The 22,727-nt window shown below is 33.0% G+C and carries 21 protein-coding genes and 4 tRNA genes; 2 read left to right on the forward strand and 23 right to left on the reverse strand.

Annotated elements, in window-relative coordinates:
- Nucleotides 1-76: 76 nt before the first annotated feature.
- From rplL to N5E64_RS01085, 15 genes are all read right to left on the reverse strand, one after another.
- Nucleotides 77-445 (reverse strand): 50S ribosomal protein L7/L12, encoded by a 369-nt coding sequence (gene rplL, locus N5E64_RS01015; RefSeq protein WP_019974307.1) that lies wholly within the window; start codon nucleotides 443-445, stop codon nucleotides 77-79.
- A gap of 46 nt (nucleotides 446-491) precedes the next feature.
- On the reverse strand, nucleotides 492-1,004 hold the full coding sequence (gene rplJ / locus N5E64_RS01020) for a 50S ribosomal protein L10 (RefSeq protein WP_125349460.1): 513 nt from the start codon (nucleotides 1,002-1,004) through the stop codon (nucleotides 492-494).
- 18 nt (nucleotides 1,005-1,022) lie between these two features.
- Nucleotides 1,023-1,718 (reverse strand): 50S ribosomal protein L1, encoded by a 696-nt coding sequence (gene rplA / locus N5E64_RS01025; RefSeq protein WP_038331070.1) that lies wholly within the window; start codon nucleotides 1,716-1,718, stop codon nucleotides 1,023-1,025.
- A gap of 17 nt (nucleotides 1,719-1,735) precedes the next feature.
- Complete coding sequence (rplK, locus tag N5E64_RS01030) at nucleotides 1,736-2,176, reverse strand: 50S ribosomal protein L11 (RefSeq protein WP_038331069.1); 441 nt, start codon at nucleotides 2,174-2,176, stop codon at nucleotides 1,736-1,738.
- 73 nt (nucleotides 2,177-2,249) lie between these two features.
- Entirely contained in the window at nucleotides 2,250-2,798 is a 549-nt protein-coding gene (nusG, locus tag N5E64_RS01035) for a transcription termination/antitermination protein NusG (RefSeq protein ID WP_219033762.1), read from the reverse strand.
- A gap of 32 nt (nucleotides 2,799-2,830) precedes the next feature.
- Nucleotides 2,831-3,019 carry a preprotein translocase subunit SecE gene (secE, locus tag N5E64_RS01040; RefSeq protein ID WP_038331172.1) on the reverse strand — a complete coding sequence of 63 codons (189 nt, stop codon included), beginning with the start codon at nucleotides 3,017-3,019 and terminating at the stop codon, nucleotides 2,831-2,833.
- A gap of 15 nt (nucleotides 3,020-3,034) precedes the next feature.
- Nucleotides 3,035-3,105, reverse strand: a tRNA-Trp gene (locus tag N5E64_RS01045).
- A gap of 60 nt (nucleotides 3,106-3,165) precedes the next feature.
- The gene (gene tuf / locus N5E64_RS01050; RefSeq protein ID WP_038331067.1) at nucleotides 3,166-4,353 is read right to left on the reverse strand and encodes an elongation factor Tu; all 1,188 of its coding nucleotides are present in this window, start codon (nucleotides 4,351-4,353) and stop codon (nucleotides 3,166-3,168) included.
- 185 nt (nucleotides 4,354-4,538) lie between these two features.
- A tRNA-Gly gene (locus N5E64_RS01055) sits at nucleotides 4,539-4,611 on the reverse strand.
- Nucleotides 4,612-4,684: 73 nt separating this feature from the next.
- Nucleotides 4,685-4,765 (reverse strand) — tRNA-Tyr (locus N5E64_RS01060).
- Between the two features lie 34 nt (nucleotides 4,766-4,799).
- Nucleotides 4,800-4,873: transfer RNA gene (locus tag N5E64_RS01065), tRNA-Thr, on the reverse strand.
- 130 nt (nucleotides 4,874-5,003) lie between these two features.
- Entirely contained in the window at nucleotides 5,004-5,303 is a 300-nt protein-coding gene (hpf, locus tag N5E64_RS01070; protein ID WP_038331066.1) for a ribosome hibernation-promoting factor, HPF/YfiA family, read from the reverse strand.
- Nucleotides 5,304-5,305: 2 nt separating this feature from the next.
- Nucleotides 5,306-6,205, reverse strand: coding sequence for a tyrosine-type recombinase/integrase (locus N5E64_RS01075; RefSeq protein ID WP_125349436.1), 900 nt, complete (start codon nucleotides 6,203-6,205; stop codon nucleotides 5,306-5,308).
- 82 nt (nucleotides 6,206-6,287) lie between these two features.
- A complete protein-coding gene (gene rpsU / locus N5E64_RS01080; RefSeq protein WP_038331168.1) occupies nucleotides 6,288-6,482 on the reverse strand; it encodes a 30S ribosomal protein S21 in 195 nt (64 codons plus the stop codon).
- Nucleotides 6,483-6,550: 68 nt separating this feature from the next.
- The gene (locus N5E64_RS01085) at nucleotides 6,551-7,693 is read right to left on the reverse strand and encodes an acyl-CoA dehydrogenase family protein (RefSeq protein WP_280035316.1); all 1,143 of its coding nucleotides are present in this window, start codon (nucleotides 7,691-7,693) and stop codon (nucleotides 6,551-6,553) included.
- A gap of 239 nt (nucleotides 7,694-7,932) precedes the next feature.
- On the opposite strand from N5E64_RS01085, the gene N5E64_RS01090 reads away from it, so the two are divergent.
- Complete coding sequence (locus N5E64_RS01090) at nucleotides 7,933-8,577, forward strand: OmpW family protein (RefSeq protein ID WP_125349437.1); 645 nt, start codon at nucleotides 7,933-7,935, stop codon at nucleotides 8,575-8,577.
- Nucleotides 8,578-8,674: 97 nt separating this feature from the next.
- Here N5E64_RS01090 and N5E64_RS01095 read toward each other — a convergent pair whose 3' ends face one another.
- From N5E64_RS01095 to N5E64_RS01115, 5 genes are all read right to left on the reverse strand, one after another.
- A complete protein-coding gene (locus tag N5E64_RS01095) occupies nucleotides 8,675-9,604 on the reverse strand; it encodes a cation diffusion facilitator family transporter (protein ID WP_125349438.1) in 930 nt (309 codons plus the stop codon).
- Nucleotides 9,605-9,662: 58 nt separating this feature from the next.
- Nucleotides 9,663-11,291, reverse strand: coding sequence for an L-glutamate gamma-semialdehyde dehydrogenase (gene pruA / locus N5E64_RS01100; protein ID WP_280035320.1), 1,629 nt, complete (start codon nucleotides 11,289-11,291; stop codon nucleotides 9,663-9,665).
- Between the two features lie 113 nt (nucleotides 11,292-11,404).
- On the reverse strand, nucleotides 11,405-12,124 hold the full coding sequence (locus N5E64_RS01105; protein WP_280035321.1) for a DUF1003 domain-containing protein: 720 nt from the start codon (nucleotides 12,122-12,124) through the stop codon (nucleotides 11,405-11,407).
- Nucleotides 12,125-12,190: 66 nt separating this feature from the next.
- Nucleotides 12,191-14,752: a hypothetical protein gene (locus N5E64_RS01110; RefSeq protein WP_280035322.1), complete on the reverse strand. Its 2,562-nt coding sequence runs from the start codon at nucleotides 14,750-14,752 to the stop codon at nucleotides 12,191-12,193.
- Entirely contained in the window at nucleotides 14,749-15,738 is a 990-nt protein-coding gene (locus N5E64_RS01115) for a hypothetical protein (RefSeq protein ID WP_280035323.1), read from the reverse strand. Before N5E64_RS01115 ends, N5E64_RS01110 begins: the two co-directional genes overlap by 4 nt.
- 100 nt (nucleotides 15,739-15,838) lie before the next feature.
- On the opposite strand from N5E64_RS01115, the gene N5E64_RS01120 reads away from it, so the two are divergent.
- Complete coding sequence (locus N5E64_RS01120) at nucleotides 15,839-16,198, forward strand: DUF2200 domain-containing protein (protein ID WP_280035324.1); 360 nt, start codon at nucleotides 15,839-15,841, stop codon at nucleotides 16,196-16,198.
- A gap of 1 nt (nucleotide 16,199) precedes the next feature.
- Here N5E64_RS01120 and N5E64_RS01125 read toward each other — a convergent pair whose 3' ends face one another.
- The 3 genes from N5E64_RS01125 to N5E64_RS01135 all read right to left on the reverse strand — a co-directional run bounded on the left by N5E64_RS01125 (nucleotide 16,200) and on the right by N5E64_RS01135 (nucleotide 22,617).
- The gene (locus N5E64_RS01125) at nucleotides 16,200-18,839 is read right to left on the reverse strand and encodes a DEAD/DEAH box helicase family protein (protein ID WP_280035326.1); all 2,640 of its coding nucleotides are present in this window, start codon (nucleotides 18,837-18,839) and stop codon (nucleotides 16,200-16,202) included.
- A gap of 22 nt (nucleotides 18,840-18,861) precedes the next feature.
- The gene (locus tag N5E64_RS01130) at nucleotides 18,862-20,118 is read right to left on the reverse strand and encodes a type IX secretion system plug protein domain-containing protein (protein WP_221853987.1); all 1,257 of its coding nucleotides are present in this window, start codon (nucleotides 20,116-20,118) and stop codon (nucleotides 18,862-18,864) included.
- 84 nt (nucleotides 20,119-20,202) lie between these two features.
- Nucleotides 20,203-22,617, reverse strand: a complete 2,415-nt coding sequence (locus N5E64_RS01135; RefSeq protein WP_280035328.1) for a thiamine pyrophosphate-dependent enzyme — start codon at nucleotides 22,615-22,617, stop codon at nucleotides 20,203-20,205.
- Between the last annotated feature and the right edge of the window lie 110 nt (nucleotides 22,618-22,727).

Here is a 22,727-nt window from a genome sequence, read left to right on the forward strand (position 1 = left end):
TGACTTTATGCGTAAAAAGGTTTAGACCTAACACGTCCTGTGTTAGGTCCAAACCTATATTTTTGAGTAATAAAAATTACTTCAATTCTACTACTGCACCAGCTTCTTCTAGCTGTTTCTTTAAAGCTTCAGCTTCGTCTTTAGAAACTGCTTCTTTAACTGTTGCTGGAGTTGAATCTACTAAATCTTTAGCTTCTTTTAATCCTTTTCCAGTTAATTCTTTAACTAATTTAACAACTGCTAATTTAGATGCACCTGCTTCTTTTAAGATTACGTCGAATTCTGATTGCTCTTCAGCAGCTTCACCTGCTCCACCTGCAGCAACAACTACAGCAGCAGCAGCTGGTTCGATTCCGTACTCATCTTTTAAGATTGTAGATAATTCATTAACTTCTAAAACTGTTAAGTTTACTAACTCTTCAGCTAATTTTTTTAAATCTGCCATTTTAATGCTTTTTGTTTTTTAAACTTTTATTTGATATGAGTGTGTCTTATTCTTCTGAAGCTCCTTCTTCTGCTTTTGCAGCCTCTTTGTTCTCTAATTGAGAAACAACAGTTTTGATTGGAGATTGAAGTAACATGATGATGTCTGCGATTAATTCTTCGCGAGATTTCAATGCTACTAATTGTGGTAATTTGTCATCACCTACGAATGTATTATCTTCAATCCAAGCTCCTTTTAAAATAGGTTTTTCAGATTTTTTTCTGAAAGTATCGATTACTTTAGCTGGTGCATTACCAACTTCAGCAGTCATTAATGCTGTATTTCCTTTTAAAGATCCGTAAAGCTCTTCGAAGTTTTTGTCTTCGATTTGCTCCATAGCTTTCTTTAATAAAGTGTTTTTTACTACGCGTAAAGATACATTGCTTTTGAAGCAAGCTCTTCTTAATTCAGTAGTATTAACAGCGTTTAATCCGTCGATATCTGCTAAGTAGATGATTTTTGCTTCTGCTAATACAGCTTGCAATTCATCTATCATATTTGCTTTATCTTGTTTTGTCATTGCCATAATCTACTAATTTTAAGCGTTTACACTTTTTGGATCTACTGATACACCTACAGATTGAGTTGTAGAAAGCGTGATGCTTTTTACATATGTTCCTTTAGCAGCTGTTGGTTTTAATTTAATTAAAGTTTGAATTAACTCATTCGCATTTTCTTTAATTTTATCAGCATCGAAAGATACTTTACCAACTGCAGCGTGGATGATTCCGTAACGATCTACTTTGAAGTCGATTTTACCTGCTTTTACTTCAGAAACGGCTTTACCTACTTCTAAAGTTACAGTACCTGATTTTGGGTTAGGCATTAATCCACGAGGTCCTAAAACACGTCCTAATGGTCCTAATTTACCCATAACAGCTGGCATAGTAACGATAACGTCAACATCTGTCCAACCTTCTTTAATTTTTTGTAAGTATTCGTCTAATCCTACATAGTCTGCACCTGCTGCTTTAGCTTCTGCTTCTTTGTCTGGAGTAACTAATGCTAATACTTTTACATCTTTACCTGTTCCGTGTGGTAATGAAACTACACCACGAACCATTTGGTTAGCTTTCTTAGGATCTACACCTAAACGAACTGCTATATCTACAGAAGCATCAAACTTAGCGTAGTTAACTTCCTTTACTAATGATGATGCTTCATCAATAGAGTAAAGTTTGTTTTTTTCTACTTTAGCTAATACTTCTTTTTGTCTTTTTGTTAACTTTGCCATTTCCTAAAATGTTTTAATTATTCTGGAGCTTGCCCACCTTTTACAGTTATACCCATAGAACGTGCAGTTCCAGCAACCATTTTCATAGCAGATTCAACAGTAAAACAGTTCATGTCCGCTAATTTGTCTTCAGCAATAGCTCTAACTTGATCCCAAGTAACAGTACCAACTTTTTGACGGTTTGGTACACCTGATGCTTTTTTCAATTTCGCAGCTTCCATTAACTGAATAGCAGCTGGTGGAGTTTTAATTACGAAATCGAATGATTTGTCTTGATACACAGTAATAACAACTGGTAACACTGCACCTTGTTTTTCTTGTGTACGTCCATTAAATTGTTTACAAAACTCCATGATGTTAACACCTGCAGCACCTAAAGCTGGCCCTACTGGTGGCGAAGGATTTGCTTGTCCTCCTTTAACTTGAAGTTTTACAACTTTTTCAATTTTTTTTGCCATTTTTTTAATTCTTAAAATTAAGCGTTATGTGGAAGCAGCCTAAATTTCTACTTTTAATTTGTTGATAGATTGATTATGCAATCTTTTCAACTTGGTTAAAACTTAACTCTAGTGGTGTTTTACGTCCGAAGATTAAAACCATCACTTCAAGTTTACGTTTGTCTTCAATGATTTTCTCAACTGTTCCGTTGAAGCCATTGAATGGTCCGTCGATTACTTTTACAGTTTCTCCTACGATGTAAGATATTCCTAAGTTTGTATCAACGTTTTCTGCTAATTCGTCAACTTTACCTAACATTCGGTTAACTTCCGATTGTCTCATTGGTACAGGATCACCTCCTTTCGTTGCACTCAAAAAGCTAATTACACCTGATGTATTCTTTACCATGTGAGGAATTTCCCCTACAAGTTCGGCTTCTATCATGATGTAACCAGGAAAGTGTACTTTTTCCTTTTGATATTTTTTACCGTTACGGATTTGAATCACTTTTTCCATAGGAACAACAATTTGTCCTACATAATCATTCAAATTTTGGTACTGAATTTCTCTTTCAATATAATCCTTAACTTTCAGCTCTTGTCCAGCTACAGTCTTGATTACATACCATTTCTTTTCACTCATGATTCTAATTACTAAACGGGATATTTTACAAACTAAAAAGCGCCGTAGATAAAGTTAAGCACTTGTGTGAATAATGTATCTACCGCATATAAAAATATAGCTAACAAAACTGTAGCTATTGCAACAATAATTGTGTCTCTTTGTAGATCTGAGAATGATGGCCATGTAACATGATCTTTAAATTCTACAAAGGAATCTTTAAAATATTGTACGACTTTCATATCGTTTTCATTTAGCACGGGCACAAGGATTCGAACCCTGATCAACGGTTTTGGAGACCGCTATTCTACCATTGAACTATGCCCGTAGATAAAAAGAGTGGTAATCATTGAAGATTACCACATCTTCTATATTATATTTTGACTAATTAGTCTAAAATTTCAGTTACCTGACCAGCACCAACTGTACGTCCACCTTCACGGATTGCGAAACGTAAACCTTCGTTTAATGCGATTGGTTGTAATAATTCAACTGTAATAGTTAAGTTATCTCCTGGTAAAACCATCTCAACTCCTTCTGGTAAGTTGATTTCCCCTGTTACGTCAGTTGTACGTACGTAGAACTGTGGACGGTAACGGTTATGGAATGGAGTGTGACGACCACCTTCTTCTTTAGTTAAGATATAAACCTCAGCTTTGAATTTTTTGTGTGGTTTAACAGATCCTTGTTTTGCGATAACCATACCACGACGGATGTCAGTTTTATCAACACCACGTAATAATAAACCTACGTTATCACCAGCTTCACCTCTATCTAAGATTTTACGGAACATTTCAACACCTGTTACAGTAGAAGTTAATTTTTCTTCTCCCATACCAACGATGTCAACTGGATCCCCAGAGTTAATTACACCAGCCTCGATACGTCCTGTAGCAACAGTACCACGACCTGTAATAGAGAATACATCCTCTACTGGCATTAAGAATGGTTTATCTTGATCACGAACTGGTTGCTCAATCCACTCATCAACATTGTTCATTAAGTTTAATACAGTTTCAACCCATTGAGGCTCACCGTTTAATGCACCTAAAGCAGATCCTTGGATAACTGGAGTGTTATCTCCGTCATATTCGTAAGAAGATAATAAATCTCTTACTTCCATTTCTACTAACTCTAATAACTCAGCATCGTCAACCATATCAACTTTGTTTAAGAAAACAACGATACGAGGAACGTTTACTTGGCGACATAATAAGATGTGCTCACGAGTTTGAGGCATTGGACCATCAGTAGCAGCTACTACTAAGATACCACCATCCATTTGAGCAGCTCCTGTAACCATGTTTTTTACGTAATCCGCGTGACCTGGACAGTCAACGTGTGCGTAGTGACGGTTAGCAGTTTCATACTCTACGTGAGATGTATTAATTGTAATACCACGCTCTTTTTCTTCTGGAGCATTATCGATTTGATCGAAAGCTTTTGCTTCTGAATAACCAGCATCAGCTAATACTTTAGTAATCGCTGCAGTCAAAGTTGTTTTACCGTGGTCAACGTGACCAATAGTACCAATATTTAAGTGCGGCTTATTACGGTTGAAAGTTTCCTTTGCCATTTTACTTTTTATTAATTTCTATTGTTATACTTAAATTAAAAAAATAACTTTAAATTATTTTCAAGTGTAAAAATACACTTTTTGATTTATATAAAGATATTAATTTTTGACTCGCGTTAACCTTGGTTTAAATGAGTTTCAACAACTACTTAAAAGATTAACTATACTGGACGAACCAGAATTTGAGCGGGAAACGGGACTCGAACCCGCAACATTCAGCTTGGAAGGCTGACGCTCTACCAATTGAGCTATTCCCGCATTCACTTCTAAAAAGCTTTGCAAATTTAAAGATTAAATCCTAAACCACAAAAAATTTTAAAAATTAAGTTTGTGGGGAGAGCAGGATTCGAACCTGCGAAGGTTACCCAACGGATTTACAGTCCGTCCTCGTTGGCCGCTTGAGTATCTCCCCGCCTTACTTTTTTTTTGTTCTTCTAAAAACTTTGAGCCGATAGAGGGACTCGAACCCACGACCTGCTGATTACAAATCAGCTGCTCTAGCCAGCTGAGCTACATCGGCATTTTTGTTTTTAAAATCGTTATTTAAAAGAACAGTCCGTTAAATATGTTTGTTTAACGGACTGCAAATTTACGTTGTTTTTTGAATTAACCAAATTTTTAGGTTCTTTTTTTAGTCAATTCGTTATTTTTTATCTTTCGCTAATTTTTTCTTTTTTTCTGATAATTAATTTTTTTAATGTATCTACCGCCAAATCAATACATTCCTCAAAAGACTGTCCTGTTTTACTCACAACAATGTCATCTCCTGGTACTTCTAACTTAATATCAACTGTCTTATTATTTTTTTCTGCAGTATTCTCTAACTTAAAAGAAACATTCGCTGCAATGATTTTGTCTGACAAAGTTTCTAATTTTTCTAATTTTTTCTCTAAATACTCCTCTAAACCTGGTTTAGTATTGAAGTTTACTGCTTGAAAGTTAATTGTCATAATTACTCTTTTTTGTTCTCACGCGGGTGAGCTTTGTTAAACACTTTTTTTAAATTTTCTATACTCCCATGTGTATAAATTTGAGTCGATGACAAACTTGAATGCCCTAAAATATCTTTTACTGCATTCAGATCTGCTCCTGAATCTAACATATGAGTCGCAAATGAATGCCTCAACATATGAGGACTTTTTTTATGTTTTACACTTATAAGACTAAGATAGTATTTTACTTTCGAATAAACAAGATTATCGTACAAAGGTTTTCCTTTTTCTGTTACAAAAACATTCGTACATTGTAAAGTAATTTCGTTATGTTTTCTAGTGTTATAATTCGCCAAATCCTCTAACAGAAAGGTAGAAATAGGAATTATGCGTTCTTTATTTCTTTTTCCAAGAACTTTTATAGAAAGTGTATTCGGATCGATATCATTTTCTTTCAAACCAATTAATTCGGCACGTCGAATTCCTGTTTGATACATTACATCAATCATTAATCGATCACGTAAACCTTCGAATGTGTCAGGGAAAAATTCATCATTATTCAACAAATCATTCAATTCTGCTTCTGTAAAAGGTACTAAAACTTGTTTATTTTGTTTAAGTGAATGAATTTGCTCGATTGGATTAATGGAAAGATGATTTTCTTTGACCAAATATTTATAAAACGTTCGTAAAGCGCTTAATTTGCGATTAACTGTTTTCTCAGACTTTTCTAATTCTGATAAATGCATCACAAATGCACGAATATGATTTTTTGTTGCAAGTTGTATTTCTGACGAATTTTCTTCTTGTTGATAGAACTCAACAAAATCGTCCAAATCTCTTTTGTAGCTAGTAATTGTTAGCGTAGAATAGTTTTTCTCGAGCGCTAAATAATCTAAGAATAGTTGAATAAATTCCATAAAAAAACCTATTCATCAAAGTTACAACTTTAATAAATAGGTCAACAGAAATTAATTTCTTTATATCGTTTAAAACGGCAATTTATGCTTCCTCCTTTTCGATTAAGGCTTGTTTGTAGATTGCTCTACTCATCTTAATTCTATTTGTAACAGAAGGTTTTGTAAATTGTTGACGTGCTCTTAACTGACGTACAACACCTGTTTTATCAAATTTTCTTTTGTATTTTTTTAGAGCTCTTTCGATTGACTCTCCGTCTTTTACTGGTATAATCAACATAATTTTATCTATTTCTTTTTGAGATGGCAAATATACAACTCTTTAGTAATTAAACAAATCGTTTTGTATTAATCTTTCAAAATATTTCTTCCAATCACTAATTTTTGGATCTCCGTTGTTCCTTCACCGATTGTACAAAGCTTAGAATCACGGTAGAATTTCTCTACTGGAAAATCTTTTGTATATCCGTATCCACCAAATATTTGAACTGCTTCGTTCGAGATTTTAACACACGCTTCCGATGCATAATATTTTGCCATTGCACCTTCTGTCGTCATTGGTTTTTTATGATTTTTTAAATAAGACGCTTTACGAATTAATAATTCTGAAGCTTCGATTTCTGTAATCATTTCAGCCAATTTGAAATTAATTGCTTGGAAATTTGCAATTGCAGTTCCAAATTGATGACGTTCTTGTGCATATTTCAACGCAGCTTTGTACGCTCCTTTCGCAATTCCTAAAGATAAAGCTGCAATCGAAATACGACCACCATCTAAAATCTTAAGCGCTTGTTTGAAACCATCACCAACATTTCCTAAGCGATTTGCATCCGAAACACGTACATTATCGAAGATTAACTCTGCCGTTTCCGAAGCACGCATTCCTAATTTATTTTCTTTTTTACCCGATGTAAAACCTGGCGTTCCTTTTTCTATTACAAAAGCTGTCGCGTTATTTTTTGCTCCTTTCTCTCCAGTTCTTGTCATCACAACCGCAACATCACCAGAAATTGCATGCGTAATAAAGTTTTTCGCTCCATTAATCACCCATTCGTCACCATCTTTTACAGCTGTTGTAGACATTCCTCCTGCATCAGAACCTGTATTATGCTCTGTTAATCCCCAAGCTCCAATCCATTCTGCTGTTGCTAATTTTGGTAACCAACGTTGTTTTTGTTCTTCTGAACCAAATTCTAAAATATGATTTGTACAAAGTGAATTATGTGCCGCTACAGACAAACCAATAGAAGGGTCAACTTGTGAAATTTCATCTACAATAGATACATATTCGTCATAAGACAAACCACTTCCTCCGTATTCTTCTGGAACAACGATTCCCATGAATCCCATTTTTCCAAGTTCTTTGAATACTTCAACTGGAAAAGTTTGAGCTTCATCCCACTCCATTATATTCGGTTGAATGTATTGTTTTGCAAAATCTCTTGCCGATTGCGCGATTAATGATAAATTTTCATTTTCTAAGAAATCCATTTTTTTGAGTTTTTTTGTTTTTTTATGACTTTCCTCCAAAAGTAATAAATTTCTATTAAGTGAAAAGTTTTTCTTTTACGATTATTTTTACTCATTAAAAATAATTGACTATCAGCGTGTTTAAGTTAATAATATCCTTAAAAAAAACAAATGTTTAAAGTCATTTTCGGAAATGATATTTGACATTTTAATTCGGATGAATTAATCCGAGTTTTGTTTCGAAAAATAAAATAAACATTATGAAAAAAGGACTATTAATATTAGGAGCAATCTTTGCATCAGCAATTTCATTTGGACAAGAGGCTAGTGAATTACATATGCGTGTAAGAGCAACTGGTGTAGTTCCTATGGAAGATGCTAAAATAGAAGCAATAGGTGGAAATGTAGCGGTTACAAACAATCTTATTCCAGAAATTGACTTTACCTATTATATTACAAAAAATATCGCGGCCGAATTAATCTTAGGAACATCTAAACACGAAGTTGTAGCGGTAAATACTGCATTAGGAAATTTAGATTTGGGACGAGTAATGCTGTTACCTCCAACTCTTAATGTACAATATCATTTGTATCCAACCAAAAACCTAAAACCTTATGTTGGTGCTGGAATTAATTATACAATCTTCTATGATCAAGGGCAAGGAAAAGGGAGAAACGCAGCCGTAACTAGTGTAGATTACAAAAACAATGTAGGTTTCGGATTTCAATTAGGATTTGATTACAAAATCAATGATAAATTATACTGGAACGTAGATGTTAAAAAATTGTACTTGAATACTGACGTTACAGTTGGTGCAGCTTTAGACAAACAAGTTTATGTACCAGCAGATGTAGATCTTAATCCTTGGTTAATCAGTACTGGTATTGGTTTCAAACTATTCTAAAATCGACCTTTTATATATATTATGATTTTTTATTAACCAACTAAAAGATCAAAAAGAGAAGCAATTGCTTCTCTTTTTGATTTAATATAATTTATTTTTACTCCTCCACTCTTTTATCTTCGATGTGATTTGTTCGAAAATATTCTCGAACCGAAACAAACGTAGGTTCTATATGCACTAAAACGTCTTTTACTTGTGGCATTTTGGCTTGTACAGCATCTTTCAGATCATGACTAATTTTATGTCCTTCCACTACCGAAATCGTTCCATCGACTATTGCATGTAAATCCACATAATAATTCATTCCGTTCTTACGCACATTACATTTTTCAGTCGCCATAACACCAGGAACATGCGAAGCGATTTCTCTGATTTGTTCAATTTCATTTTCGTACAATTGTTCATCCATAATTTCTCCCAACGCAGGTCGAAGGATTTTGTACGCATTATATAAAATAAAACTTGATGCAAAAAGTGCTGCAACATCATCTGCTGCCTCCCAACCTGGTCCCATTACCAATGAAATCGAAATTCCGATAAACGCCATTAACGATGTAATTGCGTCCGAACGATGATGCCAAGCATCTGCTTTTAGAGAAGAACTATTGGTTTCAACACTTTTTCGCATTACATACTGAAACGATAATTCTTTGAATAAAATAATTCCTCCAAGAACTAATAAGGTAAATGGTTTGGGCTGATGATGTGGTGTAATAATATTGTTAATACTTTCTTTTGCAATGATAATCGCAGAAACAATAAGGAAAGTAACCACTAAAAATGTGATTAACGCTTCTGCTTTTCCGTGCCCGTAAGGATGATTTTCATCTGCAGGTTTTGCAGAATACTTTAGTCCAAAGAAAACAAATATAGAAGAAAAAACATCTGCCGAAGACTCGATTGCATCTGCAATAAGTGCGTAAGAATTCCCAAAATAACCAGCCAAAAACTTAATTCCAGCCAAAGAAGCGTTTCCTACAATACTAAAAATTGAAGCTTTGATTGCTTTTTCCGAATTATCATTCATACCAAAAAAATAAGCCCTACAAATGTAAGGCTTATTCTAATTTTATATCTCGAAAATATTATTTTTCTAAGAATGGGTATTTGTAATCTTTTGCAGGAACAAATGTTTCTTTGATTGTTTGAACAGAAGTCCAACGTAACAAGTTCATTGCAGAACCTGCTTTATCATTTGTACCAGAAGCACGCGCTCCACCAAATGGTTGTTGACCTACAACTGCACCTGTTGGTTTATCGTTGATGTAGAAATTTCCACAAGCATTTTTCAATGCTTTAGCAGCTAATTCTACAGCAGCACGATCTTTCGCGAAGATTGATCCTGTTAATGCGTAAGCAGAAGTTTCGTCAACTAATTTTAAAGTTGCTTCAAATTCATTTTCATCATAAACATAAACTGATAATACAGGCCCGAAGATTTCTTCTACCATTGATTCATATTTAGGGTTCGTTGCTTTGATAACTGTTGGTTGAACAAAATATCCAACTGAATCATCATAAGTACCACCTATTACAACTTCAGCTTCAGAAGATGCTTGTGCACGATCGATATATGCTTTAGATTTTTCGAAAGAGTTTTTATCGATAACCGCTGTCATGAAATTAGAGAAATCCTCTGGAGATCCTAATGTAACAGTTGCTAACATTTCTTTCATTTGTTTCTCAACTTCGCTCCATAAGTTAGATGGAATATAAGCACGAGAAGCAGCAGAACATTTTTGTCCTTGGTATTCAAACGCTCCACGAACTAAACCTACAGCAACTTCTGTTGGACAAGCTGATTTGTGAACCATTACGAAATCTTTTCCTCCTGTTTCTCCTACGATACGTGGATAAGTTCTGTAATTGTTGATGTTATCTCCAATTTGTTTCCATAAAGTATTGAAAACTTTTGTAGAACCTGTGAAGTGTAAACCTGCAAAATCTTTATGTTCTAAAACTGTTTTTGCAGTTTCTGCTCCATCAGTTAAGATCATGTTGATTACACCATCTGGTAAACCAGCTTTTTTGAACACTTCCATTGTTACTTTAGCGGCTAAAGTTTGTTTATCAGAAGGTTTCCAAACTACAACATTCCCCATCAAAGCCATACAAGATGGTAAATTACCAGCGATTGCAGTAAAGTTGAATGGAGTAATTGCGAAAGTAAATCCTTCTAATGGACGATAATCTACACGATTCCAAATTCCTGGAGAAGAAATTGGTTGATCTGCATAAATTTCTGTCATGTATTGTACATTGAAACGTAAAAAGTCAATTAATTCACAAGCTGAATCAATTTCTGCTTGCATTGCATTTTTAGATTGACCAATCATTGTTGCAGCATTTATTTTTGCACGATAAGGACCAGCAATCAAATCTGCAGCTTTCAAGAAAATTGCCGCTCTATCTTCCCAAGGCATTGCAACCCAAGCTTCTTTCGCTGCCAAAGCTGTATCAATAGCTTTTACAACATCTGCTTGCGTACCTTCGTGGAAATAACCAACAACTTTTTGGTGATCATGTGGAGGACGAATTTCTTTTTTATTTCCTGAAAAAATTTCTTCAGAACCAATGTATTGAGGAACTTCTGTTACCTCGTTAAACATTTTTTTGTATGCGTCTAATAATTGCGCACGCTCTGGCGTACCAGGAGCATATGATTTCACCTCTTCGTTAACAGCGTGAGGAATTTGAGCAAATGATTTTGACATTTTGATTATTTTGTTTGTTTATACTTTTCAAAGTTCAAATTTAAGAAAAATAAATGGAAATGTTTCAGTTCAGATAATTAAGTCTTTTATCACTTTAGACATAAAATTATCCATTATTCTTCCTTTTTATTTTCTTTTTTATCTTTTGTATGAAGAATTTGATTTTCGATATTTTCTAAATATTGAATCTGCATTTCCTGTATTTCTAATAATTTTTTATTCTGATGAACCAATAAATGATCTATTTTTTCACTTAATAATTTTATTTCCAATTCAGCTTTCAAGTTAATCTTATAATCATGTTCGGCTCTATCACGATCTTTATCTTCTTGACGATTTTGACTCATCATAATAATTGGTGCTTGTATTGCTGCTAAACAAGACAAAATCAAATTGAGTAAAATAAATGGATAGGGATCAAAACCTTTGTTGTGCAACATCCAAAAATTAAGAAACATCCAAGCCAATAAGAAAATAAAAAAAGAAATAATAAATGTCCAACTTCCACCAAAAGATGCTACTTTATCTGCGATTCTATCGCCTGTTGTCAATGGCTTTGATGAATTTTCTTTTATATTCTCGGAAAGAATAGAATTATCACGAATCGCTTCCACTACATCTTGATCCAATTTTTCCATTTCACCTTTTTCTTGCGAAATCAAATTTGCAAAAAATTGACGACGATATTTGTTCAATATTTTTATCGAAACATAATCTTCTTCGGTAATTGCTGGATAATCTTGCTCAATCAATTTAAAAATCTCTTGCTGAATTTCTTTTCCTTTTACAGCTTCGTAGCGATTAATTGGTTCTTGAGTTACAAAACATTTCATAATAATCTATTTTAGTCAAAAATCACATTACAAAAAACGCTCCTAAAATTAGAAGCGTTTTAATTATTAAAAGTTATTTGTGTAATAATCGAAATATTTACAATTTGATTTTATTTCTTGATATGTTTTCGTGTCCGAATATTGTTTCAAATTTTTAAAATTAGAACGATAATTTGCCACTTTAAACGCTAAAATTTTATCTTCGTTGTCATATTGATTTTCGTACAAACGTTTCAACACAGGATCTTTTGCATTATAAAATCTTCCTTGTTCATTCTTAGACAATGCAAATAAAATTTGCGCTTTCATTTCTTTGTCTTTTGTCGAATCAAAAGCTTTTTTCAAATAATTTTCTGACGGCGTAAAATTATCTACGTAGTTTCCACCCCAACCGAAACTTTTGTAAAAGAAGTTGCTTGTCGCTTCATATTGATCACCATAATTATTAAATTTTGGTCCATTATCATTGTTTCGATCAAATGTCAACAAATAACGATAATAGCCTAAAGTCGTCGTATTGTAAAAGAAATTCCCCAACAAATAATTCGCTTTTGCAGCTTCTTCGGTATTCTTCTTTGCTATTTTATTCAATTCAATCATCGCATTTGTCAATTCTAATTTTGACATTTTTGGTTTGATAAATTTAAATTCATTCAAATAAGGAGTTGCGATCACTTGATTTTCGTCACAATTAAAACATTCAATCTTATTATATCCAAAGATTTTATTCGGAATATTATGATAACCATCAAACTGATTTTCTACCCAAGTTTTGCTTTCTTTTTCTGTTGTATAATCGTAATCATAAACAAAATAAGCACTTTCTGACGTGTGATATTTTTGATCAATCTTCTCAAATTCTTTTTTCGCCAAATCAAATTTCATTTCGCCTAAATACAATGTTCCTTTGAAATCGGCTAAATAATCTGATAATTTAAACTGAATTTCTTTTGATTTTTCTGTTCTCCAATCCCATGAACTCGATTTTACTTTTGCATTAATCAAATATTTTTCGAAAGCTGTTTTATTCGATTTTTTATCCAATTTATCTAAATCATTGATAATCGTCCAATCTGGATTTGAACCTAATTGTGTAATTTCATTATGAATCAAAAATGCTTTTCCTTTGTCACCTTGCAAAAAATATCGATTTGCTAAAACATCTAAAATCACATTTTTCAAGTTCATTTTTTGATCATCTTCATCCGAATAACCATAGACATCTTCTGGTAATTTTGGATATTCATAATTCAAAATCGACGCATATTTTTGCATCAGTTGATTTTCAAAACTATCTGTAATTTTCTTTTGTTCGAAAATTTCTAATAAAATTTCAATCACTTTTTTCTGTTGTTGAAATTCTTTCGAAGTTGAATTTACTTTTGCTAAATAATCCTTTGTTTCCGCAAAATTTTTGTTCAATAAATTCAAATATGCCACCGATAAATTCCAATATTCTTTGTCGTCAGCTTTTATCACTTGTGATTTTGCCAGAGCAATCAATTCATTGATCTGAACTTCATCTTTTGAATCTTCGGGGTTACTGTAATAATTGCCATTTGTTTTTACAGGCAAATATAAATCTGTATATTTTTTTCGTTCTTGAGAAGAATTCCAATAATAATCTTCAGGATTTTGTTGCAAATATTCGCGTTCAATTAAATTAATAGAACGTGCAAATAAGATTCTCGCTTGTGGAGCATTTACATCATTCGCAATAATTTTTTTGGCAGGAGCTAACGGATTCGAAAAATCATTGTAACCAATCAATAAATACAAATCATTTTTTTCTTGAATCGTTTTGGCATTGGCTAACATTTTCTCATAATTCAAATCTTCTGTCACGCGCATCGATTGATAAGCACTCATTTTTCGATCATTCGAATGAGAAAAAACTTCGAAAAAGTCATAATTCGCTTGAATATAATTTCCAAGTGCACGCTCCGCTCCACCTTTTTGATCTAACGCATAATAATACATCGAATTTTTGAGTCCTTGCGACGCCACATACATATTAAAATAATTGATAGCGTCTTTATATTCGTGGAAATAATGCGCAAAACGCACCAATTGATAACCATAACGAACTTTTAATTCTTTGTCCGTTTCTGCATTCCAACTTTTCTTTAGAACATCAAGAACTTTCTTATAATTTAGATTATTGACATTTTTTTCTGGACGATCTACATACGACCATTCACCATTATCGATATAATAAAAAGCCATATAAGGCTCTAAATACTTGGCATACGACAAGTAAAGTAAACTTTGCTTATTCTTTTTTACCCAATCTGTTGTCGCAAAATTATAGTTCGTATTGGACGATTTTCCATTCTTTACCATCAAATCAATTTCTTGTTTCGATGCTTTAAAAACTAACTCAAATGCTTGCTGATAGCTAATTCCCAACGTTTTTTGCCAATCCAAAATATTTTCATTCTTTTGATTTGCATCCATCGTATAATATGGATTATCCAACGTCATCAAAAATGGCTGATATTGTGGCGCTTCACTTAATGTTTGCGAAAAAAGATTGTAGTAATAATAATCTTCTCCTCCTCCATCAGCACATGCAAATGCTTTGGTCAAACCAAAAGTTAAACATAAAGTAAGTACTATTTTTTTCATAATTGTGTTGGTATTGTTTTTAAAAATTTTGAGTCTAAATGATAATAAATCAAGCGATAATTGTAAGATAATTTTGTATCGATAAATGATTTTGTTTCAACTAATAATTCGGGAGAAATCGTTTCAACTTTTATTGTAAAACCTTTGCTCACGTAAAAATTTCGAACAAAAAAATCATCTTCCACTTCATAAAAACCATTTCTGATTTTCTTTACAGGTTTTCCTAACAAATCTTGCTCCGAAAAGGAATTGATTAATTTTATTCTTCCTTGATGATTTGTCAAAATTGCCCATGAATAAATTGGTAAAGCAACATCTAATTTGATTGGATAATCGTTTAAATTCTTCAAATAATCTTTTGCTATTTTCAAGTCTAAAATCGAATTATTTTCGGATTTATCGGTTGGATTTTCGGTTGCATAACACATCAAAACCATTTTATCCAGAGGCGGAACACCTTCTTGATCTTTAAATTTAACTTGATGCAAACGCAAAGTTGCCGAAAGTTTTTTGCCCGAAATATGTTTCAATTCCGACAAAAACATAAAATAATTTTCTCGCGTAGATTTTGTCCAATCACAATCAATCTGAATTTCATTGAAGTTTTTCAGATTTCCTCTTTCAGCCGTTTCACTCAAAAAATTATAGACATCTTTTGCTAAAATTTTGACTTGATCTTTTGATGTATTCAGAAAAGTTTGATTGGTAATAAAAACCGTCGGAATATAATTGACATTGAGCTTCGTTGCATCAAAATTCTGAATAATTCCAACTGGAGAAATTTTATTCAACTTTTTATCCACATCAAAAAAACGAACATAAATATTTTCCACTTTTAGTGAATCAACCGCTTTTTTCTCTGTTTCATTCACCGAATAATTACTTCGCCAATAATAAAAATCAATTGGTGATTTTTTGGTTTCAGAAGTACATCCAACCAAACTAATTATCGTAAACAGTGTTAAAAATCTAAATAAAAATTTCATACTCAAATTTAACTCAAAATCTATAAATCACAATCGATGAAAATAGTGAGATTTTATCAAATTAATTGTCGAAATTTATCCTCTATAATATTCTTAAAAAATGAATGATAAAAATTTTCAGCGTGTAATCGAAATGTCTTTTGCGAGCGTTTATCCACATTATATCACGAAAGCAGAAAAGAAAAACCGAACAAAAACGGAAGTTGACGAAATTATTTTTTGGTTGACGGGTTATACTGAAAAAGATTTGGAAGAAATTTTAACGAAGAAAACTAACTTTCATTATTTTTTTGAAAATGCACCAAATTTTAATCCAAATGCAACTAAAATAAAAGGTGTAATTTGCGGCTATCGTGTGGAAGAAATTGAAAATCCATTGATGCAAAAAATTCGATATTTAGACAAATTAATCGATGAATTAGCCAAAGGAAAAACGATGGAAAAGATTTTGAGAAGTTAGATTATTTCCACTTTTTGATATGTTCAATTGGTTGCTTTAATTGAAAACTTAACGATTTTATTTTTGCTTTGATCAACTTTTTTCGTCCATAATAACTTCTTGTGTAATGCAATTCTGCATCGCCTACAAGTTGCAACCATTGTTGATGAAAATATTCAGCCTTTTTCTTGTGTTGACCAATAATTTCGGGAACCGAATGATAATCTCTTTGTTTGAAAAGATTCATCAGCACACTTTTTCGTTCGATAAAATAACGTGGATTATCAATTGGATTTAAAATATTTTCGAGCGAATGTAAAAAAGTCGCCTTATCATAAGTTGTTGCCGACAATAAACTACACGAAATATTTCCCGATTTATCTACAGTTGTCAAAATATTTGTTTCTCGCAATTCATTAGACAATAAATTAAAATGTTGCAAAGTATTGAATAACGCAACAGCTATTTTCTGAAAATCTTTGGTGATATCTCTATATTGAATATAAAGTTTGATGTTTTTGTAAAAATTAACTCCGAAATACACAATTCCGACCGTTGAGAGAAAAATTATGGTTGAAAGAAAGCTTTTTTTCGACATCGAAAATAAAAGTGTTCGAATACTTTCTTCGAAAAAGAAAACGATAAAAGAGATGAATGAAAGAAGTAAACTTGTTGTTAAACTTTTTATCGACTTCGAATAATACAAATGTTTTGAGAAATCATATTCTTTTTCTCCGTCATAAAAATACTTTAATTCATTATCAATCTTTGTTCCTTCGGCAATAGAATTTGTCCAAGAATCTCTAATTTGAACATCATTTTTACTCCATTCTATCGTTTGCTGATTGTAATTTTCAATAGATTCCTCTGTAAATTGTTCAGGAAGATTCAGACGAGAAATACCATTCGAAATCGTGTTTTCTTTTTGCGAAATCCCAACAAAAGCCTCAAATCGTTGTCTCATTTTATCCAAATCTCCACCTCCATTTTGCGCAAACAAATCCAACGTAACCAAATGCCAAACGTTACTCACTTTATTTGGTTCTTCAGAATTCACACGAATCGCACGCCCACGCATCTGATTTGATGTTACAAAAGAACCTACATTACTCGCTAAAATCAAACTATTGATACTCGGCGCATCCCAACCTTCGCCCAAATAAGCGCGAGTTCCGACAATTATTTTGATAACACCTTTGTTAAATAATTTTGTTAAAACAGCCAATAAATTTCCTCTTGAATTATCTTCCGTAACAACTTCGAAAAAATTATCATCGAACATCACCGATTTAAACTGAATCGCTTCTGCTCTATCTTTGAACTGATAAATTATTTTTGGAAGAATTGTTTTCGAAACGATTACCATCGAACCTGTAATAATCGCAAGATGTGGAATTATTTCTGAATTTAGATTTCGAAGTTTTTCGAAAATTGGAAAAACGCCTAACTTTATTTTACTTGGTTCATTCTGTAAATTATCCGAATAAAATTCTTTTCGAATATAATCGGTCAAAATTACCATGTGCAACTTATCGCCCAAATGTTGGTATTCTGATTTTACAATTTCTGCAATACTATCAATCTTTTTTACACTATTTATCAGCGAATTTTTAACTTTTTGATTATAATGTAAAGTAACTTTTATCTGATCGATTGCTCCGATTCGTTTTAAATTCGTTAAAAATGGTTTCAAAAATTTCTCGTGTTCCAAATAAAATTCTTCATCTTTAAACAACAAATAATTGAACATACATTCTGCCCAATAATAATTGAAAGGCGGAAAATCTATCGTTTCGTTTTCTAATAAATCCAAATGCTGAAAATCCAATGGCGTATCAAACGATTTCAGATAAATCACAAAAGACGCATAGGCATCAAAATCTGCATAAATTTCGTCGAAACAACTTGCAGGCGTTTTGATAAAATCTAACATCAAAACAAATTCATACAAAGCTGTATTTTCTTTAACCTCTTGGAAAAAAGCTTCTACTTCTTCAAGGTTTTTGGAAATAATTTCACTCTCAAAATTTATGGGAAATGAACACAACAACAAATCTTGATGCGGACACAAATCTTTTTGTTTGACTAATTCTGGAATAGATATTTCGCAATCAATCGGACCACAAAAAGTGAGATAACGATTCCATTCTTCTTTCGCAACATCAAAAGGCGGCGTAGCAGTTAACGCCACAATCTTTGGTGATAATTCACTTTTGATTTTATTGAGACTTTTCCACCATTCATTTTTTAGATGATGCGCTTCATCTACAATCAAAGTTTTGACGTTATTTTCTTTTAATAATTGAATCAAAGATTGTTCGTCTTTTACCATCGAAGCATGTAATCCTTGATAAGTAGAAATGGTAAGAAATTTTGGTTGATGAATATCCATCGAAATCCAATCGACTTCCTGATTATCAAGAAAAAGCTCAATAAATCGATCTTTCCATTGATTACGAATCGCTAAAGTTGGCGCTAAAATAAGCGTAGGCTCATTAATTCGAAGCATTACTTCCAATCCCAAAACCGTTTTTCCAGAGCCAGGCGGTGCTACAATATTAAGATGCGCATCTTTTAAATGAAATTCTAATTCATCTAAAACACGCTGTTGATAATCGCGCCAAGAATACTTAAATTTTATTGGTTGGAAATTGAAAGTCATGATTGATAAAAAACTGAATGATTTATCTCCTCGAATTTCCAGTTCCATATCCCATTAACACATCGTATCGTTGTCCCCAAGGGCGATAGTAAAACAATGCTTGATATTGATTTTCGGTTTGCCAAAAACTTCCGCTCACATAACTTGGATCGATTTTGCCTGTTTTGGTATTTTTTACGACATATTGATAATTGTAATAACCTTGTTTCAAGAATAATTCGGTTACCCAAAATCCTGCATCGTCTTTTTCTAATTTCGAATTTTCATCAATTTCCCAATTATTAAAAGCACCTACAACATACGGAACGTATAATCCATTTTGATCTTCGAAAGCGTCTAACGCAAAATAAACCCACGAATAATCTGCTTCAGAATTTGCTGCATATTCGTTTCCATAACGGTTATTTCGGATATAAAAATTACCATTAATGTCTGGATAATCATCATAAGGTAGATTATATTTCGGAATATCTGCACGCAAAACAGTGTGATAAACACTATCTTTTCTGAATGTTTTTTCTGTTGTTAAACTCGGAACTTCTAAATTTTTGTTATCAAACCAATTGTATTCGGCACCACCGTCAAACAAAATATTGGTATCATTATATGTTAATTGATTTGGACGAGAAAAAGATGGTCGATTGATAAAATAACCTTCGTTCCAATTGTTATTTTTCATCAAAAATAATCTTGCGCCATCAGGAACTTCAGTTAAATTTTGTGTTCCACTTGAAACTTGAACTTGCAAACGCTGATTCAATTCTTTTACGGTTGGATTATTGTAACGAGAAACCATCACACCAACATCCGCAATTGGTTGATAAACGGCAAAACGTTTCGTGAAAATTGGGTTTGAATCATTTTCTAAATACACTTTTAACACATAATTTCCAGGTAATTTTACATTCATTTGATCATTCGGAAATTGAATTTGATAATTGGTATATTTTTGATACGTATTGAATGAATTCTTATATGTTCGCGCATAATCAGCATTAACACCATTTAAAAATTCGGTTTGAAAAATATTCGATTCTGACCAATCTGCATTTCTGTGTTCAATAGAATATTGATAACGCTTATAACCTGCACTGATATCATCAAAAAGAAAAATTAATCTTTCGCTAGAACCTAACTTGACAACGGGTGTATTATCGTTTGTTTGCGGATTAAAAACTTGAACCGTCTTGATATTCTTTGGAGGAATTACATCTTGAAATTGCCCAAAAAGAATTGAAGTCAATAGACAAAGTATAATCGAATAGAATTTCATTTTCATTATAATTTTGATTGTTAAAAATACAAAAAAAACGCATGCCTTTTTGAAAAAGACATACGCTTATATAACTCTAAAATTTATTTTTTAGTACAAAGCAGGAAACTCGTTTGGTTTCGCTTCGCGCATCAATTCATAAACTTGTTCTGTAATATCATCAACAGAAGGTTTTGAAAAATAATCTCCATCAGTCGCATACGCAGGACGGTGAGCTTTCGCTGTAATCGTCAATGGTGCGCTATCTAATGTAAAATATCCACCTTGTTTCTCGATAATTTCTTGTAACAAGAATGCACTTGCTCCACCTGGAACATCTTCGTCAACAATAACTAAACGATTCGTTTTGTTCAAACTTTTTGCAACATCTGCATTGATATCGAAAGGCAATAAAGATTGTGCATCAATTACTTCAACAGAAATACCTAGTTGCTCCAATTCTTTCGCAGCATCCATCACAATTCTCCAAGTAGAACCGTAAGTTAACAACGTTACATCTTTTCCTTCTTTTGTAATTTCTACTTCACCTATTGGCGTTGTAAATTCTCCAATATTAGTTGGTGCAGGTTCTTTCAAACGATAACCATTCAAACTTTCTACAACAATTGCAGGCTCATCTGCTTGCATCAATGTATTGTAAAAACCTGCGGCTTTTGTTAAATCACGTGGAACTAAAACATTCACGCCACGAACCAAATTCAAAATTCCTCCCATTGGCGAACCTGAATGCCAAACACCTTCTAAACGGTGACCACGCGTTCTGATAATCACAGGCGCTTTTTGACCTCCATTCGAACGATAAAGCACAGTTGCCAAATCATCAGAAATTCCTTGTAAACAATAAAGTATATAATCTAAATATTGAATTTCTGCAATTGGACGTAAACCACGCATCGCTAATCCAATTCCTTGACCAAGAATTGTTGCTTCGCGAATACCTGTATCCGAAATACGATCGATACCATATTTTGCTTGAAGACCTTCTAAACCTTGGTTTACATCACCAATATTTCCAGCATCTTCACCAAAAACTAATGCCTTTGGATATTTTTCGAAAATTTTATCAAAGTTATCACGAACAATTACACGACCATCTTCTAACGCTGGATTTTCTCCAAACTCAGGTTTTACTTGTGGTACTTGAGTTGCCGTTCCTGAAACTAATTTAGTCGAATAGATTTCTTCTTCGCGCTTCATTTTGGCATCTAACCAAGAAATTAATTCAGCTTTTGTAACTAAATTTTCTGAACGTATTAAACGAATTACTTTACGAACAGCTCCATAAACATCACGTTTGAAAGGACTTTTCTTTGATTTTAGATTACTAATTTCAATGTTGATAAAAGCACCGTTTGCACTTTCTGAAGCAATTTTCGTTAATAATTCTAATGCTTCATTTTTCAAATCCAAAATTGGATTCAAATAATCGTCCCAACATTGTTTTTGAGAAGCTTTTACTTCAGCTTTAACATCAGCTTCTAATTGATCCAACTCTTCCGCAGAAATAATTGCTTCTGAATGATCTGCAAATGCTAAAATATATTCACGGAATTTTGTGATTCCGTCAAATTCTTTTTCCCAAGTCAAACGCTCCTCTGATTTATAACGCTCGTGCGAACCAGAAGTCGAGTGACCTTGCGGTTGCGTACATTCTTGCACGTGTACAATACACGGAATGTGATGCTCTCGCGCAAATCTTTCTGCACGTGTATACGCTTCAATCAAAGCAGGATAATCCCACGCTTTTACTGTAATAATTTCGTAACCTCTTTCTTCTTCCGTTCTTCCGAAACCTGATAACAATTCAGAAAGATTCGATTTTGTACGTTGAAATTTAGCTGGTACAGAAATTCCGTAACCATCGTCCCAAATAGAAACCACCATTGGCACTTGCAAAACTCCTCCTGCATTTATCGTTTCCCAAAAATGTCCTTCAGAAGTACTTGCATCTCCAATTGTTCCGAAAGCAATTTCATTTCCGTTTACAGAAAATTGTTGATCTTCGTCTGATTGAGGAACATTTCTAAAATATTTTGAAGCTTGTGCTAAACCTAACAAACGTGGCATTTGACCAGCTGTTGGCGAAATATCTGCACTCGAATTTTTTTGTTCTGTTAATTTTTTCCAAGAACCGTCTTCATTTAAAGAACGTGTTCCGAAGTGAGATGTCATTTGACGACCTCCAGATGAAGGTTCTTTCTCTAAATCTGTTAAAGCATATAATTGTGCAAAAAATTGTTCAACAGTTAATTGACCAATTGCGAACATAAATGTTTGATCGCGGTAGTATCCAGAACGGAAATCTCCATTTTTGAATACTTTTGCCATTGCAATTTGTGGTAATTCTTTTCCATCACCAAAAATTCCAAATTTTGCTTTCCCAGTAAGTACTTCTCTTCTCCCTAAAAGACTTACTTCGCGAGACATAAAAGCCGTCTTGTAATCATTAATGATTTGACTTTTAAACTCTTCGAAAGTAATTTTATTTACCTCTTTTGTTTCCATTTCTTTTGTTTGTTGCATCACAAATTTAACAAAAGATTTGTAACTTACACCATACAATTTGCGTCTAACGAATAGATTATAGAATTGTATCATCCAATTAATAACTATAA

It is taken from the genome of Empedobacter sp. GD03739, from assembly GCF_029843245.1.
Classification (GTDB): Bacteria; Bacteroidota; Bacteroidia; order Flavobacteriales; family Weeksellaceae; genus Empedobacter; species Empedobacter falsenii_B.

Coding starts and splice junctions, on each gene's coding strand:
- rplL (WP_019974307.1), bottom strand. CDS start 445: ATGGCAGATTTAAAAAAATTAGCTGAAGAGTTAGTAAACTTAACAGTT.
- rplJ (WP_125349460.1), bottom strand. CDS start 1,004: ATGACAAAACAAGATAAAGCAAATATGATAGATGAATTGCAAGCTGTA.
- rplA (WP_038331070.1), bottom strand. CDS start 1,718: ATGGCAAAGTTAACAAAAAGACAAAAAGAAGTATTAGCTAAAGTAGAA.
- rplK (WP_038331069.1), bottom strand. CDS start 2,176: ATGGCAAAAAAAATTGAAAAAGTTGTAAAACTTCAAGTTAAAGGAGGA.
- nusG (WP_219033762.1), bottom strand. CDS start 2,798: ATGAGTGAAAAGAAATGGTATGTAATCAAGACTGTAGCTGGACAAGAG.
- secE (WP_038331172.1), bottom strand. CDS start 3,019: ATGAAAGTCGTACAATATTTTAAAGATTCCTTTGTAGAATTTAAAGAT.
- tuf (WP_038331067.1), bottom strand. CDS start 4,353: ATGGCAAAGGAAACTTTCAACCGTAATAAGCCGCACTTAAATATTGGT.
- hpf (WP_038331066.1), bottom strand. CDS start 5,303: ATGACAATTAACTTTCAAGCAGTAAACTTCAATACTAAACCAGGTTTA.
- N5E64_RS01075 (WP_125349436.1), bottom strand. CDS start 6,205: ATGGAATTTATTCAACTATTCTTAGATTATTTAGCGCTCGAGAAAAAC.
- rpsU (WP_038331168.1), bottom strand. CDS start 6,482: ATGTTGATTATACCAGTAAAAGACGGAGAGTCAATCGAAAGAGCTCTA.
- N5E64_RS01085 (WP_280035316.1), bottom strand. CDS start 7,693: ATGGATTTCTTAGAAAATGAAAATTTATCATTAATCGCGCAATCGGCA.
- N5E64_RS01090 (WP_125349437.1), top strand. CDS start 7,933: ATGAAAAAAGGACTATTAATATTAGGAGCAATCTTTGCATCAGCAATT.
- N5E64_RS01095 (WP_125349438.1), bottom strand. CDS start 9,604: ATGAATGATAATTCGGAAAAAGCAATCAAAGCTTCAATTTTTAGTATT.
- pruA (WP_280035320.1), bottom strand. CDS start 11,291: ATGTCAAAATCATTTGCTCAAATTCCTCACGCTGTTAACGAAGAGGTG.
- N5E64_RS01105 (WP_280035321.1), bottom strand. CDS start 12,124: ATGAAATGTTTTGTAACTCAAGAACCAATTAATCGCTACGAAGCTGTA.
- N5E64_RS01110 (WP_280035322.1), bottom strand. CDS start 14,752: ATGAAAAAAATAGTACTTACTTTATGTTTAACTTTTGGTTTGACCAAA.
- N5E64_RS01115 (WP_280035323.1), bottom strand. CDS start 15,738: ATGAAATTTTTATTTAGATTTTTAACACTGTTTACGATAATTAGTTTG.
- N5E64_RS01120 (WP_280035324.1), top strand. CDS start 15,839: ATGAATGATAAAAATTTTCAGCGTGTAATCGAAATGTCTTTTGCGAGC.
- N5E64_RS01125 (WP_280035326.1), bottom strand. CDS start 18,839: ATGACTTTCAATTTCCAACCAATAAAATTTAAGTATTCTTGGCGCGAT.
- N5E64_RS01130 (WP_221853987.1), bottom strand. CDS start 20,118: ATGAAAATGAAATTCTATTCGATTATACTTTGTCTATTGACTTCAATT.
- N5E64_RS01135 (WP_280035328.1), bottom strand. CDS start 22,617: ATGGAAACAAAAGAGGTAAATAAAATTACTTTCGAAGAGTTTAAAAGT.